The 15,110-nt window shown below is 70.3% G+C and carries 15 protein-coding genes; 8 read left to right on the top strand and 7 right to left on the bottom strand.

Translation table 11 applies throughout. The features are described from left to right. From ASD25_RS04125 to ASD25_RS04145, 5 genes are all read left to right on the top strand, one after another. Nucleotides 1-1,632: DNA gyrase C-terminal beta-propeller domain-containing protein (locus ASD25_RS04125; protein ID WP_304439646.1), on the top strand; the 1,632-nt coding region annotated here is incomplete at its 5' end. 146 nt (nucleotides 1,633-1,778) lie between these two features. Continuing rightward, nucleotides 1,779-2,579, top strand: coding sequence for an aminotransferase class IV (locus ASD25_RS04130; RefSeq protein ID WP_055830636.1), 801 nt, complete (start codon nucleotides 1,779-1,781; stop codon nucleotides 2,577-2,579). A gap of 48 nt (nucleotides 2,580-2,627) precedes the next feature. Further along, on the top strand, nucleotides 2,628-3,110 hold the full coding sequence (gene coaD, locus ASD25_RS04135) for a pantetheine-phosphate adenylyltransferase (protein ID WP_056615018.1): 483 nt from the start codon (nucleotides 2,628-2,630) through the stop codon (nucleotides 3,108-3,110). 1 nt (nucleotide 3,111) lies between these two features. Further along, nucleotides 3,112-3,966: a peptidylprolyl isomerase gene (locus ASD25_RS04140; protein ID WP_055830632.1), complete on the top strand. Its 855-nt coding sequence runs from the start codon at nucleotides 3,112-3,114 to the stop codon at nucleotides 3,964-3,966. Nucleotides 3,967-3,987: 21 nt separating this feature from the next. Then, nucleotides 3,988-4,881 carry a peptidylprolyl isomerase gene (locus ASD25_RS04145; protein WP_055830630.1) on the top strand — a complete coding sequence of 298 codons (894 nt, stop codon included), beginning with the start codon at nucleotides 3,988-3,990 and terminating at the stop codon, nucleotides 4,879-4,881. Here the strand turns inward: ASD25_RS04145 and ASD25_RS04150 are convergent. Beyond that, entirely contained in the window at nucleotides 4,874-6,016 is a 1,143-nt protein-coding gene (locus ASD25_RS04150) for a Ppx/GppA phosphatase family protein (protein ID WP_055830628.1), read from the bottom strand. The genes ASD25_RS04145 and ASD25_RS04150 overlap by 8 nt on opposite strands. 145 nt (nucleotides 6,017-6,161) lie before the next feature. Between ASD25_RS04150 and hspQ the strand changes: the two genes are divergently transcribed. Both hspQ and phhA read left to right on the top strand, forming a co-directional pair. Beyond that, complete coding sequence (hspQ, locus tag ASD25_RS04155; RefSeq protein WP_055830625.1) at nucleotides 6,162-6,476, top strand: heat shock protein HspQ; 315 nt, start codon at nucleotides 6,162-6,164, stop codon at nucleotides 6,474-6,476. A gap of 81 nt (nucleotides 6,477-6,557) precedes the next feature. Beyond that, nucleotides 6,558-7,433, top strand: coding sequence for a phenylalanine 4-monooxygenase (gene phhA, locus ASD25_RS04160; protein WP_055830623.1), 876 nt, complete (start codon nucleotides 6,558-6,560; stop codon nucleotides 7,431-7,433). On the opposite strand, the gene ASD25_RS04165 is transcribed toward phhA, so the two are convergent. The 6 genes from ASD25_RS04165 to ASD25_RS04190 all read right to left on the bottom strand — a co-directional run bounded on the left by ASD25_RS04165 (nucleotide 7,400) and on the right by ASD25_RS04190 (nucleotide 14,466). Continuing rightward, complete coding sequence (locus tag ASD25_RS04165) at nucleotides 7,400-8,719, bottom strand: MFS transporter (RefSeq protein WP_055830621.1); 1,320 nt, start codon at nucleotides 8,717-8,719, stop codon at nucleotides 7,400-7,402. The genes phhA and ASD25_RS04165 overlap by 34 nt on opposite strands. 30 nt (nucleotides 8,720-8,749) lie before the next feature. Continuing rightward, entirely contained in the window at nucleotides 8,750-9,280 is a 531-nt protein-coding gene (locus ASD25_RS04170; RefSeq protein WP_055830619.1) for a GNAT family N-acetyltransferase, read from the bottom strand. Nucleotides 9,281-9,283: 3 nt separating this feature from the next. After that, complete coding sequence (astB, locus tag ASD25_RS04175; protein ID WP_055830617.1) at nucleotides 9,284-10,621, bottom strand: N-succinylarginine dihydrolase; 1,338 nt, start codon at nucleotides 10,619-10,621, stop codon at nucleotides 9,284-9,286. Between the two features lie 151 nt (nucleotides 10,622-10,772). Continuing rightward, nucleotides 10,773-12,191: a succinylglutamate-semialdehyde dehydrogenase gene (gene astD, locus ASD25_RS04180; protein WP_055830735.1), complete on the bottom strand. Its 1,419-nt coding sequence runs from the start codon at nucleotides 12,189-12,191 to the stop codon at nucleotides 10,773-10,775. Nucleotides 12,192-12,202: 11 nt separating this feature from the next. Continuing rightward, nucleotides 12,203-13,210: an arginine N-succinyltransferase gene (locus tag ASD25_RS04185; protein ID WP_055830614.1), complete on the bottom strand. Its 1,008-nt coding sequence runs from the start codon at nucleotides 13,208-13,210 to the stop codon at nucleotides 12,203-12,205. 5 nt (nucleotides 13,211-13,215) lie between these two features. After that, complete coding sequence (locus tag ASD25_RS04190) at nucleotides 13,216-14,466, bottom strand: hydrolase (protein ID WP_055830734.1); 1,251 nt, start codon at nucleotides 14,464-14,466, stop codon at nucleotides 13,216-13,218. A 109-nt stretch (nucleotides 14,467-14,575) separates the two neighbouring features. Here ASD25_RS04190 and ASD25_RS04195 point away from each other — a divergent pair, with 109 nt between their 5' ends. Continuing rightward, nucleotides 14,576-15,109: a hypothetical protein gene (locus tag ASD25_RS04195; protein WP_055830612.1), complete on the top strand. Its 534-nt coding sequence runs from the start codon at nucleotides 14,576-14,578 to the stop codon at nucleotides 15,107-15,109. Nucleotide 15,110 lies beyond the last annotated feature (1 nt).

The following is a 15,110-nucleotide window of genomic DNA, read 5'->3' on the forward strand; positions in this document are numbered from 1 at the left end:
GACCGCGGYCAYGTGCTGGTCGGYCTGGCCGTGGCCGTGGCCAATATCGACGAGGTCATCCACATCATCCGCAGCTCGGCCGATCCGGCCGAGGCGCGYGAGCGGCTGCAGGCCAAGRSCTGGCCSGTGGGCGACATGATCGCCCTGATCGARCTKATCGCCGAYCCGCGCTCCATGCTGGTCGACGGCGACAAGCTGAACCTGACSGACGAACAGGCGCGSGCCATCCTSGGCCTGACCCTGAGCCGCCTGACCGGCCTGGGCCGCGACGACATCTTCGGAGAGGCGCGCGGCCTGGCCGACACCATCCAGGGCCATCTGACCCTGCTGAGCGACCGCGCCAACATCCTGGCGGTGATCCGCGAGGATCTGCTGCTGGTCCGGGAAGAGTTCGCCGTTCCGCGCCGCACCATCATAGGCGAGGGCGATTTCGAGCTTGAGGACGAGGACCTGATCCCACGCGAGGACATGGTCGTGACGGTCACCCACGGCGGCTACGTCAAGCGGGTGGCGCTGAACGCCTATCGGACCCAGCATCGCGGCGGCAAGGGCCGCAGCGGCGTGGCGATGAAGGAGGACGACGCCGTCGTCGGCGTGTTCTCGGCCTCGACCCACACGCCGGTGCTGTTCTTCGCCACCAACGGCAAGGCCTACAAGCTGAAGACCTGGCGGCTGCCGCTGGGCAATCCGCAGTCGCGCGGCAAGGCCTTCGTCAACCTGCTGCCGATCGAGCCGGGCGATTCGATCATGAACGTCCTGCCGCTGCCCGAGGACGAGGCGGAGTGGGGCAACCTCGATATCATGTTCGCGACCCGGTCGGGCGACGTGCGCCGCAACAAGCTGAGCGACTTCGCCACCGTCAACCGGGCCGGCAAGATCGCGATGAAGCTGGAGGACGGCGACCACATGGTGGGCGTGGCCCTGTGCACGGCCGAGGACGACGTCATGCTGACGACCGCCCTGGGCCGGGCCATCCGGTTCAAGGCGGACGACGTGCGCGTGTTCAAGGGCCGGGATTCGACCGGCGTGCGCGGCGTGCGCCTGCAGAAGGGCGACGAGGTCATCTCCATGGCCGTGCTGGGCCGCGTCGACGCGACGCCGGACGAGCGGGCCGCCTATGTCAAACACGCCTCGGCCATGCGCCGGGCGACGGGCGAGGGCGACGAGGACGCGCCGACGGTCGAGGCTGACGACGAGGGCGGCGAAGGTTCCGCCGACGCCGCGGCCCTGAGCGTCGAGCGTATCGCCGAACTGGGCGCCGCCGAGCAGTTCATCCTGACCGTCACCGACACCGGCTTCGGCAAGCGATCCTCGGCCTATGAATACCGGCGCACGGGCCGGGGCGGGCAGGGGCTGACGGCCCACGGCCTGGGCGGCCGCGCGGGCACGCGTCTGGCGGCCTCATTCCCGGTCGAGGACGGCGACGAACTGCTGCTGGTCACCTCGGGCGGACAGATGATCCGCACCCCGGTGGGGCAGGTCCGCATCGTGGGCCGCTCCAGCCAGGGCGTGACCATCTTCCGCACCGCCGAGGGCGAGCGGGTCGTGTCGGTCGAACGCCTGCCGGACAGCGGCGGGGGCGAGGACGGCGCGGTCGAGGATGAGGCGGACGGCGCAGAAACCGAAGGCTGAGTTTTAAAGCCGCTCATCCCGGCGAAAGCCGGGACCCGGTCCTTTCGCGAGGCAGGCTGCATGGGATCGATCTCAGCGAAACCCGGCGGCGCCGGATCGCCCAAGGCACTGGGTCCCGGCTTTCGCCGGGATGAGCGGAGTATCTGATGTCCCTCGCTGAGCTGTCGGTGGACGGTCAACCCGCCACCCCGGACGACCTGACCCATGTGGCGCTGGTCAACTATGGCGCCTACACCTCGTTCCGGGTGGAGGAGGGCGGCGCGCGGGGGCTTGACCTGCATCTGGCGCGGCTCGAGGCCGAGGCGGTCGAGCTGTTCGGCGAACCGGTCGGCGAGGCGCGCCTGCGCGACCTGATGCGGACGGCCGTGGCGGGGCGCGAGGCCTGCTGGCTGCGGGTCAGTCTGTTCTCGCCGGAGATCGGGCCGCGGACGCCGGACTGGAGCGGCCGGCCAAAGGTCATGATCGCAGCGTCGCCGCCGCCTCCGCCGCTGGCGGACAGCGTGCGCCTGCAGGTGCAAACCTATGCCCGCGAGGCCCCGCATCTGAAGCATGTGGCCACGTTCGGCCTGATCCGCGCGCGCCGGATCGCCCGGGTCGCGGGCTTTGATGACGCGTTGTTCGTGAATACTGAAGGCCAGCTTTCAGAGGGAAGCCTCTGGAATATAGGTTTTATCCGCGACGACGAAGTGATCTGGCCTCAGGCGCCGATGCTGGCGGGCGTCGCACAGGCGCTGGTGCAGAGAGGTCTCGGCCAGTCCGGCCTGACGGGCAGGATCACTCCGGTCCAGGTGGATGATCTCGCCGGCTTCGACGGCGCCTTCATCTGCAACAGCGCCACCCCGGCCTGCGCCGTCGCGTCGATCGGCGATCGGGCCTTCGCGACTCCGGGCGCGATGATCGACCGGCTTAAGGCGGCGTGGGCGTCGAACCCGGTGCAACCGATCTAGGCTGTGACGGCGGCGGCTGCTAAACCTCTGGAAAGCGGGGAGGACTGCATGCGCATCGGCCTGTATCCGGGCACGTTCGATCCCGTGACCAACGGGCATATGGACATCATCGGCCGKGCGGTGAAGCTGGTCGACARGCTGGTCATCGGGGTGGCCCGCAACGACGACAAGGGTCCGCTGTTCACGACCGACGAACGCGTCGAGATGGTCCGCGCCGAGGTCGCCCATCTGGGCGGCAAGGTCGAGGTGCGGGCCTTTTCCASCCTGCTGATGCATTTCGCCGAGGARCTGGACGCCAGCATCATCGTGCGSGGYCTGCGCGCCGTSGCCGACTTCGAATACGAATTCCAGATGACGGCGATGAACCAGCGCCTCAATGCCGACATCGAGACGGTCTTCCTGATGGCCGACCCGCGGCAYCAGGCGATCGCCTCGCGGCTGGTCAAGGAGATCGCCCGTCTGGACGGCGCGATCGACAGTTTCGTCAGCCCSGCCGTCGCCAAGGCGGTCCGGGACAAGGTCAAGGGATAGWATGAACTTCAGGATCGCAACCATCGGCGTGTTTTCGATGGCCCTGTTCGCCGCCGGCCAGCCCGCGGCGGCCCAGGCCTCCGCCGCCGAATGGCGCCCCGTGGCGGCGGAAAACCTTCTGGTCATCGACACCGCCAGGGGCCGAATCCTGGTCGAGCTGGATCCCGTGGTCGCGCCGCTGTCCGTGGAACGGGTCCGGACCCTGGCCGATCAGGGCTTCTACGACGGGCTGAAATTCCATCGCGTCCTGCCCGGCTTCATGGCCCAGACCGGCGACCCCCTGGGCACCGGCGCCGGCGGCAGCGAGCTGCCGGACGTTCCGGGGGAATTCCAGTTCCGGCGCGGACGGGACCAGGGGTTCGTCAATCTGGTCGCCGCCCCGACCGGGCAGATGGGCGTGGCCGGTTCGATGCCGATCTTCACCCAGCCGGACGCCCAGATGATGGTCACCGCCGACTTCAGGGCCGCGGCCCAGGCCCTGTTCTGCCCCGGCGTCGCCGGCATGGCCCGCAATCAGGACCCGAACAGCGCCAACAGCCAGTTCTTCCTCATGACCGGCGTGAACGAGAACCTGAACGGCCTCTATACGCCTTTCGGCCGCGTCCTGGCGGGGCTGGACGTAGTCAAGGCGCTGAAGGCGGGGAGCGAGGCCGAAAACGGCCAGGTCGCCGATCCGGACGCCATGACGCGCGTCCGCACGGCGTCGGCGCTGCCGGAGGGGCAACGTCCGGCCGTACGCGTGATGACGCCGCGCAGTGCGGCGTTCGCGGCCCTGGTGGAGCAGAAACGGGCCGAACTGGGCGCGCGCTTCACAGTCTGCGACGTGCAGCCGCCCGCTGAAGTGACCGGCGGCTGATCTGAAATGAGGGGGAAGGCGATGCGACAGTTTCTCGGTTTTGTGGCCCTGGCCGTGATGACGGCCGGCGGGGCGAACGCCCAGGATGCGGGCGGCACGCCGGCCCCGCCGCCGCCGCCTACTCCGGAAACGACGATCGCGGCGCCCGAGTGGCGGACCGCGCCGGCCGAGAACCTGCTGGTCATCGACACGACCAAGGGCCGCATCCTCGTCGAACTGACGCCGGAGGTGGCGCCGCTGCACGTCGAGCGGATCAGGCTGCTGGCGCGCCGGGGCTTCTACGACGGCGTCCTGTGGCACCGGGTGATCGACTGGTTCATGGCCCAGACCGGCGACCCCCTCGGCAATGGCGAGGGCCAGAGCCCCTATCCCGATCTGAAGGCCGAATTCACCTTCCGCCGCGAGGCGACGATGCCGTTCGCCGCGGTGGCCGAGCCGGCCGGGGCGCGGGTCGGCTTCTTCCATTCGCTGCCGGTCCAGACCCAGCCCGATTCCGCCTTCGCCCTGACCGCCGACGGCAAGGTCCACGCCTGGGGGCTGTACTGCCCCGGCGTCGCCGGCATGGCCCGGGACGAGGGCAATGACACGGCCAACAGTCAGTTCTTCCTCATGCGCCAGGCCTATCCGGCGCTGGACAAGCGGTACACCATCTGGGGCGTGACGGTGTCGGGTCTGGACGTGGTGCGATCGCTCCAGGTCGGCGACGGCGACAACGGCATGATGACCCAGGCCCAGCCGGATCGGATGACCCGCGTGCGGATCGCCGCCGACATCCCCGAGGCTGAACGACCCTCGGTGCAGGTGCTGGCGACGGCTTCGCCGCGCTTCCGGGCGCTGGTCGAGGAGACCCGGGCGGCGCGGGGCGCGGACTTCTCGGTCTGCGACGTCGTCCTGCCGGTTCAGGTGGTCAACTAGACGGTTCGCTCCGGACGGCGCCGTTCGGTCCGCGTCCGCGGCGACGGCGTCGGGTCGGAGGCCGGGCGGCGCGCATCTGTTGCAGCAGCAGGCCTTCGCGCAGGCCCCGGTCCGCGACCCGGACGCGTTCGGACGGCCACGCCCGCTGAACCGCCTCCATGATGGCGGCGCCGGCCAGGACGAGGTCGGCGCGATCCGGTCCGATGCAGGATTCCGCGGCCCGACCCGCCGGCCCCATGGCCATCAGCTTTTCGGCCGCCCTTTCGCAGTCGCCGCTGGTCATCCACAGGCCGTCGACGAGGTTGCGCTGGTACCGGCGCAAACCGAGGTGGATTCCGGCGAGGCTGGTGATGGCGCCCGAGGTGCCGATCATGTGGCCGCGTCCGCCGGTGAAGATGTCGCGCAGGGCCGGGCTGACCGGCGCGGCGGCGAGGGCGTCGCCCATGTCCGCGACCATGGCTTCGTACCAGTGGTCCAGCCCCGCCTCGGGCTCGGGGTGACGTTCGGCCAGGGTCACCACACCGACGGGCGCCGACATCCACCCCTCAAGCCCGAAATCTCCCCGGCTCCGCCGTTTCAGCCAGCTGAGCTCGGTCGATCCGCCGCCGACGTCGACGACCAGGACGGCCTCGGCCGACGGGTCGAACAGGTTGAGACAGCCTTCGACCGCCAGCCGGGCCTCCTCGACCGGGTCGATGATCCGGAGCTTGAGTCCGGTGCCCAGGCGGACGCGCTCGATGAAGGCCTCGCCGTTGTCGGCCTGGCGGCAGGCCTGGGTCGCGACGGCCATCAGCCGGGCGGAGTCGACGCCCTTCCTGGCGATTCGCTCGCCGCACAAGGCGAGGGCTTCATAGGCCCGGTCCATGGCTCCGTCGTCGAGCCGCCCCGTGCGGGACAGACCTTCGCCCAGGCGGACGATGCGGCTGAAGGAATCGACGACACGGAAGCCGTCGCGGGCCGGCTTTGCGATCAGCAGCCGGCAGTTGTTGGTCCCCAGATCGAGCGCGCCATACACGGGCGCCTCGCGACCTGACGCCCCGGGGCCGCCGACGGCGCCGCTCCGGGCGCGCTGCCGATCGGGCCTCGGGAGCTGGGACCGCTCGTCGCGCCGGGGCGCGCCGTCGGTCTCCGGCATGGGCCGAACTTTCAAGGTGGGCGGTCCGATACGGCGCCCGTCCCCGGCACCTTAGGACCGGCGAACCGTCCGCGCCAACCATGTGACGCGAAAATGAACGGGAGGGGGTCGATAAGGCTCAGGTTGGGTCGGGCATTCTGCGGCCATGACCCGTCAATCCGTCGCGAAATTCGGCCTCGGCCAGATCGTCCGCCATCGGGACGCCGCCTTCCGCGGCGTCGTGATCGACATCGACCCCAGCTACGCCGGCGATCCCGCCGAAACGGGCGAGACGGCGCCGGACCAGCCCTATTATCAGGTCCTCGCCATCGGGCCGGACGGCGGCTTCATCGCCTATGCCGCAGAGGCCGCGCTGGAGCACGATCCCGAACTGTCGGCCCTGACCGAGGACGCCGAGCGCCGCTGGTTCACCGTCGACGCCCAGGGTCGGCACGCGCCGCTGTCCCACGCCATCCACTGAGACCGGCTGGCGCGCGCGTCGCCGGAGGCCTAGATTGCCAGGCAAGGGCCAGTCAGAGCCCGCAGGTCGCAGGAGCCGTCCATGTCAGACTTCGAGCATGTGTTCGACAAGCCGCCCGAGGGCGCGGCCGCCGACTGGACCATTCCGCAGGAATGGGCGTCCTACACCGAGGTCGAGCACCGGACCTGGGACACCCTCTACGCCCGGCAGATGAAGATCCTGCCCGGCCGCGCCGCCGACGTCTTCCTCAAGGGGCTGACCGCGCTGGACCTGAACACCGGCGGCATCCCCGATTTCGCGGTCATGAACCCCAAGCTCCAGGCCCTGACCGGCTGGACCGTGGTCTGCGTGCCGGGACTGGTGCCGGACGAGGTGTTCTTCGACCACCTGGCCAACCGCCGCTTCCCCTCGGGTCAGTTCATCCGCAAGCCGGACCAGCTGGACTATCTGCAGGAGCCGGACATCTTCCACGACGTCTTCGGCCATGTGCCGATGCTGACCGACCCCGACTTCGCCGCCTATATGGAGGCCTATGGCAAGGGCGGGCAGCGGGCCGCGTCGCTGGGCATGCTGCAGAATCTGGCGCGGCTGTACTGGTACACGGTCGAGTTCGGCCTGATGCAGGACGCGGGCGGCCTGCGCATCTACGGCGCCGGGATCGTGTCGTCGGCGACCGAGAGCGTCTTCTCGCTGGAGGACCCGTCGCCCAACCGGCTGGGCTTCGACCTCGAGCGGGTGATGCGGACCCTGTACCGGATCGACGACTTCCAGCAGGTCTATTTCGTCATCGATTCCATCGAGCAGCTGAAGGCCGAGACGCTGAAGGATTTCGGCCCGATCTACGACCGGCTGAAGGGCGCCGACGCCATCGCCATCGAGGCCGTCCTGCCGACCGACCGGGTCTTCACCCGCGGCACCCAGGCCTATGCGGCGCGGGGCGGGCGGTTCGCCGCCTGATCGTGGGTGATCAGGCTGTTGCGGCCGGTGTCCCGCATCCGGATATAGGTCAGTAGCGACACGCCGATCAGGCCGGTGACGTACCAGAAGAAGGCGCTCTCCATGCCTTCGCCCTTGAACCACAGGGCGGCGTATTCCGCCGTGCCGCCGAACAGGGCGTTGGCGATCGCATAGGGCAGGGCGACGCCGAGGGCGCGGATATGGGCCGGGAACAGCTCGGCCTTCACCACGGCGTTGATCGAGGTGTAGCCGCTGACGATGATCAGAGCCGCCATCGCCAGCAGGAAGGCGACGAAGGGACTCTCGACCCCGGACAGGGCCGTCATGATCGGCACGGTGAACAGCACGCCCATGACGCCGAAGGCGATCATCACGGGGCGTCGTCCGATCCGGTCCGACAGGGCGCCGACGGCGGGCTGCAGCAGCATGAAGACGAACAGCGCCGCGGCGCTGACCTCGGTCGCGGTCGTCTTCGAAAAGCCGGTCGTGTTGACGAGGAATTTCTGCAGATAGGTGGTGTAGGTGTAGAAGGCGACGGTCCCGCCGGCGGTCAGGCCGAGGACCATCAGCGCCTCCTTGGGATGTTTGAGGATCAGCAGCAGGGCGCTGGATTTCGGCGCTTCGCCGGCGTCCGAGGCGATGAAGGCCGAGGTCTCGTCCAGCCGTCGCCGCAGCCAGAAGACGACCACCGCCAGCCCCGCGCCGACGAAGAAGGGGATGCGCCAGCCCCAAGCCGCCAGATCGGCCTCGCTCATCGTTTTCTGCAGCACGATCAGGAGCAGCAGGGCCAGGAGCTGGCCCGAGATCAGGGTGACGTACTGGAAGCTGGACCAGAAGCCGCGGTGCTTCGCCGTGGCCATCTCCGACAGATAGGTGGCCGACGAGCCGTATTCGCCGCCGACGCTGAGCCCCTGCAGCAGGCGGGCGAACAGCAGCAGGGCCGGGGCGGCGATGCCGATGGCGGCGTAGCCCGGGGTGCAGGCGATGATCAGGCTGCCGGTGCACATCAGGGTCACGGACAGGGTCAGCCCCGCCTTGCGGCCGCGGCGGTCGGAATAGACCCCCATGACCCAGGCCCCGACCGGCCGCATCAGGAAGCCGACGGCGAAGACGGCCGCCGCGCTGAGCAGCTGGGCGGTGCTGTCGCCCTCGGGGAAGAAGACGGGGGCGAAATACAGGGTGAAGGCGGCATAAGCGTACCAGTCGAACCATTCGACCAGGTTGCCGGCCGAACCGCCGATGATGTTGCGCAGGCGGCGGGCGGGGGTCATCGCTGCTTCGGTCATCCAATCCCCCTCGGCGTCATGGGAGAAGGGCTAGAGCGGTTTGCCCATCCGCACCAGAGGCACGGGCGCGCCACCGCGGTCGTCCTCGAAGCGCTCGATCTCGGCATAGCCGGCGGCGCGGTAGAGAGGCTCGCCGCCGAGGGTGGCGACCAATTCGGCGCGGTCGTAGCCCGCGGCGCGGGCGGCGGCCTCGCTCAGGCCGAGGATCCGGCGACCGACGCCGCGCCGGACGAACTCGGGCGCGGTGTACATGGCGCGGATGCGGGCCGCGTCGACGCCCGGCGTCAGGGGCGCGGGGACTCGGCCGGGGGTGTGGTCGCCGCCGTATTCGGTGATCCGCCCGCTCCAGCCGCCGCAGCCGGCCGGAACGCCGTCAGCCTCGACGATGACATAGGTGCGGTCGGCGATCAGCTGGCTGTCGATCCCCATCAGCTGGCGGCTGGCGGCGATCTGGTCAGGCGTCAGGAAGGCGGCCAAGGGGCCGGCGATCGACCGGTCCATCAGGGCCACCAGCGCCGGTATGTCGGCCTCGGTCGCGATCCGATGGGTGAAGGCGACCACGGCTCAGCCCCGCTGGAACGGATAGAAGCCGCCCCCGAGGCCGAGCAGGCCGGTCAGTTCGTCCAGCGCCCTCCGGCTCTCGTCCAGCAGGGCCGGATCGGCCAGGTCGGCCGGGGTCAGGCGGTCCCGGTAGTGGGCCTCGCCCCAGCTCGACAGCCGGGCGTGCAGGGCGTCGGTCAACCGCATGGCGGGATTGGCGGCCGCCTGTTCGGCCTCGGTCAGGACCACGCGCAGGCGCAGGCAGGCGGGGCCGCCGCCGTTGCGCATCGACTGGCGCACGTCGACGTATTCGACCCGGCCGATGGGGCCGTTGGAGGCGGCCAGCCGCTCGGCGACGGCGTGGCTGCGCGGGTTGTCGCGCGTCTCGGTGGGGCAGATCAGGGTCAGGCGATCCTCACCCGGAATCCGCACCAGCATGGAGTTGAACAGATAGCTGGAGATGGCGTCCGTCAGGGGCAGGTCGGCGGTCCCGACCTCGACGAAGATCGGCTCGAACAGGCCGCCGGCGGCGGCGCGGACGGCCGCTTTGGTGGCCTCCGTGTCCTCGAAGGCCAGCTCGTGGAAGAACAGGGTCTCCAGCGCCCCGACGCAGACCACGTCATTGTGGAAGGTGCCGCCGGCGATGGCGGCCCTCGACTGGCGGGCGAGGACGACGCCGGAAGCGCCGTGCCGCCGAGCGACGGCTTCCGAGGCCTCGCGGGTCTGGCGGGCCGGGAAGGCGCCGGACCAGGGCTCGAACGCTTCGCGGCCCCAGACCAGCAGGTTGACGCCGGGCTCGCCGTGGTCGGCGCACAGGCGGACGTGGTTGGCGGCGCCCTCGTCGGCGAGGTGGGCGACCGAGGTCAGGGCGTCATGGACGGCGAAACGGTCGGGGTCGGGGAAGAGGGCGTCCAGCGCCCGCTTCGTCTGCCGGTGCTCCAGCGAGCGGTGTAGGTTGGTGACCAGGTTTGCGGGGGTGAAATGCACCCGGCCGTCGGCGGCGTCGGCGGACGGCGTCACCGTGGCGGCGTTGGCGGCCCACATCGGCGAGGCCGAACAGGCGGCGGCGGCGAAGGAGGGCGCGGTCTTCCAGGCGGCTTCCAGCACGGCGGCGTCGGAGCCGGTGAAGCCGAGGCTGCGCAGGAAGGGGATCTCGGGCCGCTCGTGCGGCGGCAGGACGTATTGCGGCAGGCCGAGGTCGGCCAGCCGCTTCATCTTGTCCAGCCCCTGCAGGACGGCGGCGCGGGGGTTGGAGGCCTCGCCGGCGTTGAGGCTGGACGCGAGGTTGCCGGGCGAGAGGCCGGCGTAGGAGTGGGTCGGCCCGATCAGGCCGTCGGCATTGGCTTCGACGGCGGAAGTCACGGCTCTCCCTCCCCTTCATGGGGAGGGACGATCGCGCAGCGATCCGGGTGGGGCTCGAAGGCGCCGGAGCGCGGACCGACGCACCCCACCCCGTCGCCGCTTCGCGCCGACGACCCTCCCCATGAAGGGGAGGGAGAGGCGCGGTGCATGATCACGGGCGCAGCCCCTTGATCTCGCTTTCGATGTTCCTGACCGCGCCAGCCTCGAAGCTGGCCACCGGATAGGCGCAGTAGTCGGCCGCATACCAGGCGCTGGGCCGGTGATTGCCGCTGGCGCCGAGGCCGCCGAAGGGCATGTCGCCGGCCGCGCCGGTCGTCGGGCGGTTGAAATTGACGACGCCGGCGCGGATGCGGCGGATGAACCGGTCCCAGTTGGCGGGGTCGTCGCTGACCAGGCCGGCGGACAGGCCGTAGCGGGTGGCGTTGGCCTCGGCGATGGCGGCGTCGAAGCTGCCGACGCGGGTCACGGACAGGAAGGGGGCGAACATCTCCTCGTCCGGGACGGCCACGCCGGTGACGTCGATGATGGCGGGCTTCACGAAGGCGCCGGGCAGGTTGTCGACGGGACCGGAGGCGCGGATGACCCTGGCGCCCATGGCGATACGGTCCTGCAGCGCCTGCAGCGCCGCCTCGGCGGCCTTCTGCGAGATCAGGGGGCCGGCGTAGGGTTCGGGGGTCGAATTCCACGGCGCGAGGATCAGCCGGTCGACGAAGGCGGCGACGGCCTCGACGATGGCGTCGCCCTGCGGGCCCTCTGGAACGATCAGGCGACGGGCGCAGGAGCAGCGCTGGCCGGTGGTGACGAAGGCCGACTGGACGACGATGCCGGCCACGGCCTCGGCGTCGGCGGCGTCCCAGACCACCAGCGGATTGTTGCCGCCCAACTCGAGGGCGAGGATCACATGCGGATCGTCGGCGAATTTGCGCCGGAAATGGGCGCCGGCCGCGCCCGAGCCGGTGAACATCAGGGCGTCGATGCCGCTGTCCAGCAGGGCGGCGCCCGTGTCGCGCCCGCCCTGGACGACATTGATCACGCCCGTCGGCAGATCCGCCTCGACAAAGGCCTCGGCCATCAGCTGGCCGATCAGGGGCGTCTCCTCAGACGGCTTGAACACCACGGTGTCGCCGGCCAGCAGGGCCGGGACGATATGGCCGTTGGGCAGGTGGCCGGGGAAGTTGAAGGGCCCCAGCACCGCCGCCACGCCGTGGGGGCGGTGGCGCAGCGTCGCGTGGCCGAAGCCGGTCTCCGCCGTGCGCTCCCCGGTGCGTTCGTCATAGGCGCGGATCGAGATGTCGACCTTGCCCGCCATGGCGCCGAGCTCGGCCGTGGTCTCCCACAGGGCCTTGCCGGTTTCGCGGCTGATGGCCTCGGCCATTCGCGGGGCGCGGTCCCGGAGCACGGCCTGATAGCGTTTGACGGCGTCGATGCGGTCCTGACGCGGGCGGTCGGCCCAGTCGGGGAAGGCGGCGCGGGCGCGGTCGGCGGCGGCCTGGACCTCGGCGGGCGAGGCGGCGGGGCCTTCCCAGACGGTTTCGCCGGTGGCGGGGTCGATGGATTTGAACGGGGGCATGGTCATGGGGCTCAGGCCTTGACCCGCACCGTGTCGCCGGCGCCGACCCTGAGGGCGTCGGCGGTTTCGGCGGTCAGGGTGGCGACGTCGCCCTCGATATGGGCGCGCTGGCGGACGGCGCGGAAGTCGGAGACGCTGTCGGTCGAGATCAGCGCCGGCAATTCGGCGTCGACCTCGGCGGCAACGACCACGGTCAGGCGGCGGGCGTCTCGGACGGTGCGGATGTTGTCCCGGCCGCAGGCGACCGTGGGGCCGGCGTCGAAGATGTCGATCAGGCCGTTGGGCCGGAAGCCCTCGCTCTCCAGCAGGGCCATGGCGGGCACGCCCTGCGGATGGACCTTGCCGATCACGGCGCGCGCCGGCTCGGGCAGCAGGTCGATGTAGATCGGGTGGCGCGGAGCGAGGTCGACGATGAACTGCTTGTCGGTCGAGCCCGTCATGCGGTCGGCCTCGTCGAAATCCATCGGGAAGAATTTGTGCGCCACATGGTCCCAGAAGGGGCAGGCGCCGTCGGGGGTGAAGACGCCGCGCAGCTCGGCCAGGACGTTTTCGTTGAACAGTTCGGGCTGGGCGCCGATCAGCATGTAGCGCGACTGGCTGAGCAGACGGCCGGCGCCGCCCTTGCGCCGGTCGGCCTTGAGGAAGAGGGAGCCGACCTCGGTCCAGCCGGTGCATTCGTTGACCAGGACGAGGGTCTTCTGCTCCAGGCGGACGCCCAGCGAAGGCGACGACTGGGTGTTGGTCACCACCCGGAACGAGAAGAACGGCCGGTGGAGGCCGACGGCGGCCTTGACCGAGCCGATGCCGTCGACGTCGCCGGTCTCCGACTCCTCGAGCATCAGGGTGTACCAGCGTTCCTGCGGCGCGAGATCGCCCGAGAAGCTGTCGCGGCTGAGGTCCAGGCGTTCGGCCAGCTGGTCGGGATCCTCGGGCAGGCTGGTGAAGCCGGGGCCGCTGAGGATGGCGAGTTCCAGCAGGTGGTCGAGGTCGGCGGGCGCGGCGGGTCGGACGACGAGCATGGGGGTTACATCGTCTCCAGACGCAGGGACTTGAGTTTCAGCGCATCGATCTCGCCCGAGGCGATCTTGCACAGGATCAGGGCGCTGAGCCGGGCGCGTTCGACGAAGCTGGCGGGCCAGGCGAACTCCTGGTCCGAATGGATGTCGCCGCCGAGGACGCCGAGGGTGTCGACATTGGGCAGGCCGGCGGCGTGCAGGTTGTTGCCCTCGCAGACGCCGCCGGAGGGCTTCCACGCCACGGTCTGGCCCAGCAGGGCGCCGGTGTCGCGCACCGCCTCGAACAGGGCCGTCTGGGACGCGTCCATCGGCTTGGGCGCGCGGGTCATGCCGCCGTGCAGGTCGAGGGTCAGGCCGGGGAAGGGGGCGTGGGCGGCGATCTCGCGCACCGCGGCCTCGATCCAGTCCGAGGCCGCCCTGTCAGGGACGCGGACGTTGAAGCGGACGACGGCGTTGTCGGCCACCACGTTCAGGGCTCCGCCGCCTGAGATCTTCGCGACATTGACGGTGACGCCGTCGCGAAGGCCGTTCAGGGCGTGCAGGCGGGCGGCGAGGATGGCCGCCCCGGCGACGGCGTTGGCGCCCTCGTGGAAGGCGCGGCCGGCGTGGGCGGCCCTGCCGCTGACGATCAGATGGTAGTTGCCGCTGCCCTTGCGCGCCCCGGCCAGGGTTCCGTCGGCGAGGGCGGGCTCATAGGTCATGCCGATGTGGCCGCGCGCGCCCAGCGCCGCCAGCAGGGGCGCCGAGGCGGGGGAGCCGATCTCCTCGTCGGGCGACAGCAGCACAGTCCAGCCGACGCGTTCGCGGTCGGGATGGGTCTCGAAGGCTTCCAGGGCGGCCAGCATGACGCTGATCCCGCCCTTCATGTCGGCGAGGCCGGGACCGTTCAGCGCGCCGTCCGGCCGGGTGGAGACGGTCTGGAAGCCGCTGTCGGCGGGGAAGACGGTGTCATAGTGGCCGGTCAGCACGACCTGGATCGGCGCATCGGGCCGGGCGGTGATCTTCAGGGCGTCGGCGTGGGCCTCGGTCCGCACCGCGCCGTCGTCGCCGACGGAGGCGGAGTCCTGCGTGGCTATTCGCCGGACCTCGGCGGGCAGACGCCGGGCCTCGGTCTCCAGCCTCTCCAGCATCCGGGCCAGACCTTCGGCGTTACGACTGCCCGAATTGACGCCGGACCAGTCGATCGCGCGACCGACGATGGCGGCTTCGCGCGCCGCGACATGGTCGAGCACGAGCTGGTCGGAGGGGTGAATTCGCATGCCGGCGGACCCTAGCCGGGCGGACGGCAAAGGTGAAGGCGAGCGCTAGCCCGTTTCCACCGCCGGACGCACGCGCTAGGCTGCCCCACCATCGAGGGAGGAACACCATATGACTGACTGGATCCGGGCATCCAATCCGACGACGCCGATCACGACCGAGGGCGAAGCGATCGCTGCGGCAAGGGCCAGCGCCATCGCCATTTTTCTCGGCGTCCTCTGGGGCGTGATCGGGATTGTCTATCTGATGACGGCGGGGCAGGCGCTGATGGACGCCGCGGTCGCCCAGGCCACCGCCCAGAATCCTGAAACCGCGGGCATGGCCGCCATGATGGCGCAAGGACTCCTGGGGCTGTCGATCGGCCTGGTCGTCATCCAGCTGATTATCGGGCTGGTGCAGTGGTTCAAGCCCAACATCGTGATCCCGATCATCTTCGCCATTCTGGTGGCCTTCGGCCTGATCACGGGCTTGATGGCCGCTTTCGGCGTGGGTCAGCCCGAGACCTCCGCCGCCGTCGCCCCTCCGGCATGGCAGACCTGGGGCGGACTGGTGATCCTGGTCGTCCAGATGGTCCTGCACGTCGCCGGCATTCGCGGGGCGCAAAAGCTGGACAAGCTGCGCTTCGCCGCCGCCCAGACCTACTAGT

This window comes from Brevundimonas sp. Root1423 (assembly GCF_001426805.1).

Bases quoted from the DNA above. Each gene is read 5' to 3' on its own strand.
- phhA (WP_055830623.1), top strand. From the start codon at position 6,558: ATGTCAGACTTCGAGCATGTGTTCGACAAGCCGCCCGAGGGCGCGGCC.
- ASD25_RS04145 (WP_055830630.1), top strand. From the start codon at position 3,988: ATGCGACAGTTTCTCGGTTTTGTGGCCCTGGCCGTGATGACGGCCGGC.
- ASD25_RS04190 (WP_055830734.1), bottom strand. From the start codon at position 14,466: ATGCGAATTCACCCCTCCGACCAGCTCGTGCTCGACCATGTCGCGGCG.
- ASD25_RS04150 (WP_055830628.1), bottom strand. From the start codon at position 6,016: ATGCCGGAGACCGACGGCGCGCCCCGGCGCGACGAGCGGTCCCAGCTC.
- ASD25_RS04165 (WP_055830621.1), bottom strand. From the start codon at position 8,719: ATGACCGAAGCAGCGATGACCCCCGCCCGCCGCCTGCGCAACATCATC.
- ASD25_RS04185 (WP_055830614.1), bottom strand. From the start codon at position 13,210: ATGCTCGTCGTCCGACCCGCCGCGCCCGCCGACCTCGACCACCTGCTG.
- hspQ (WP_055830625.1), top strand. From the start codon at position 6,162: ATGACCCGTCAATCCGTCGCGAAATTCGGCCTCGGCCAGATCGTCCGC.
- ASD25_RS04130 (WP_055830636.1), top strand. From the start codon at position 1,779: ATGTCCCTCGCTGAGCTGTCGGTGGACGGTCAACCCGCCACCCCGGAC.
- astD (WP_055830735.1), bottom strand. From the start codon at position 12,191: ATGCCCCCGTTCAAATCCATCGACCCCGCCACCGGCGAAACCGTCTGG.
- ASD25_RS04140 (WP_055830632.1), top strand. From the start codon at position 3,112: ATGAACTTCAGGATCGCAACCATCGGCGTGTTTTCGATGGCCCTGTTC.
- ASD25_RS04195 (WP_055830612.1), top strand. From the start codon at position 14,576: ATGACTGACTGGATCCGGGCATCCAATCCGACGACGCCGATCACGACC.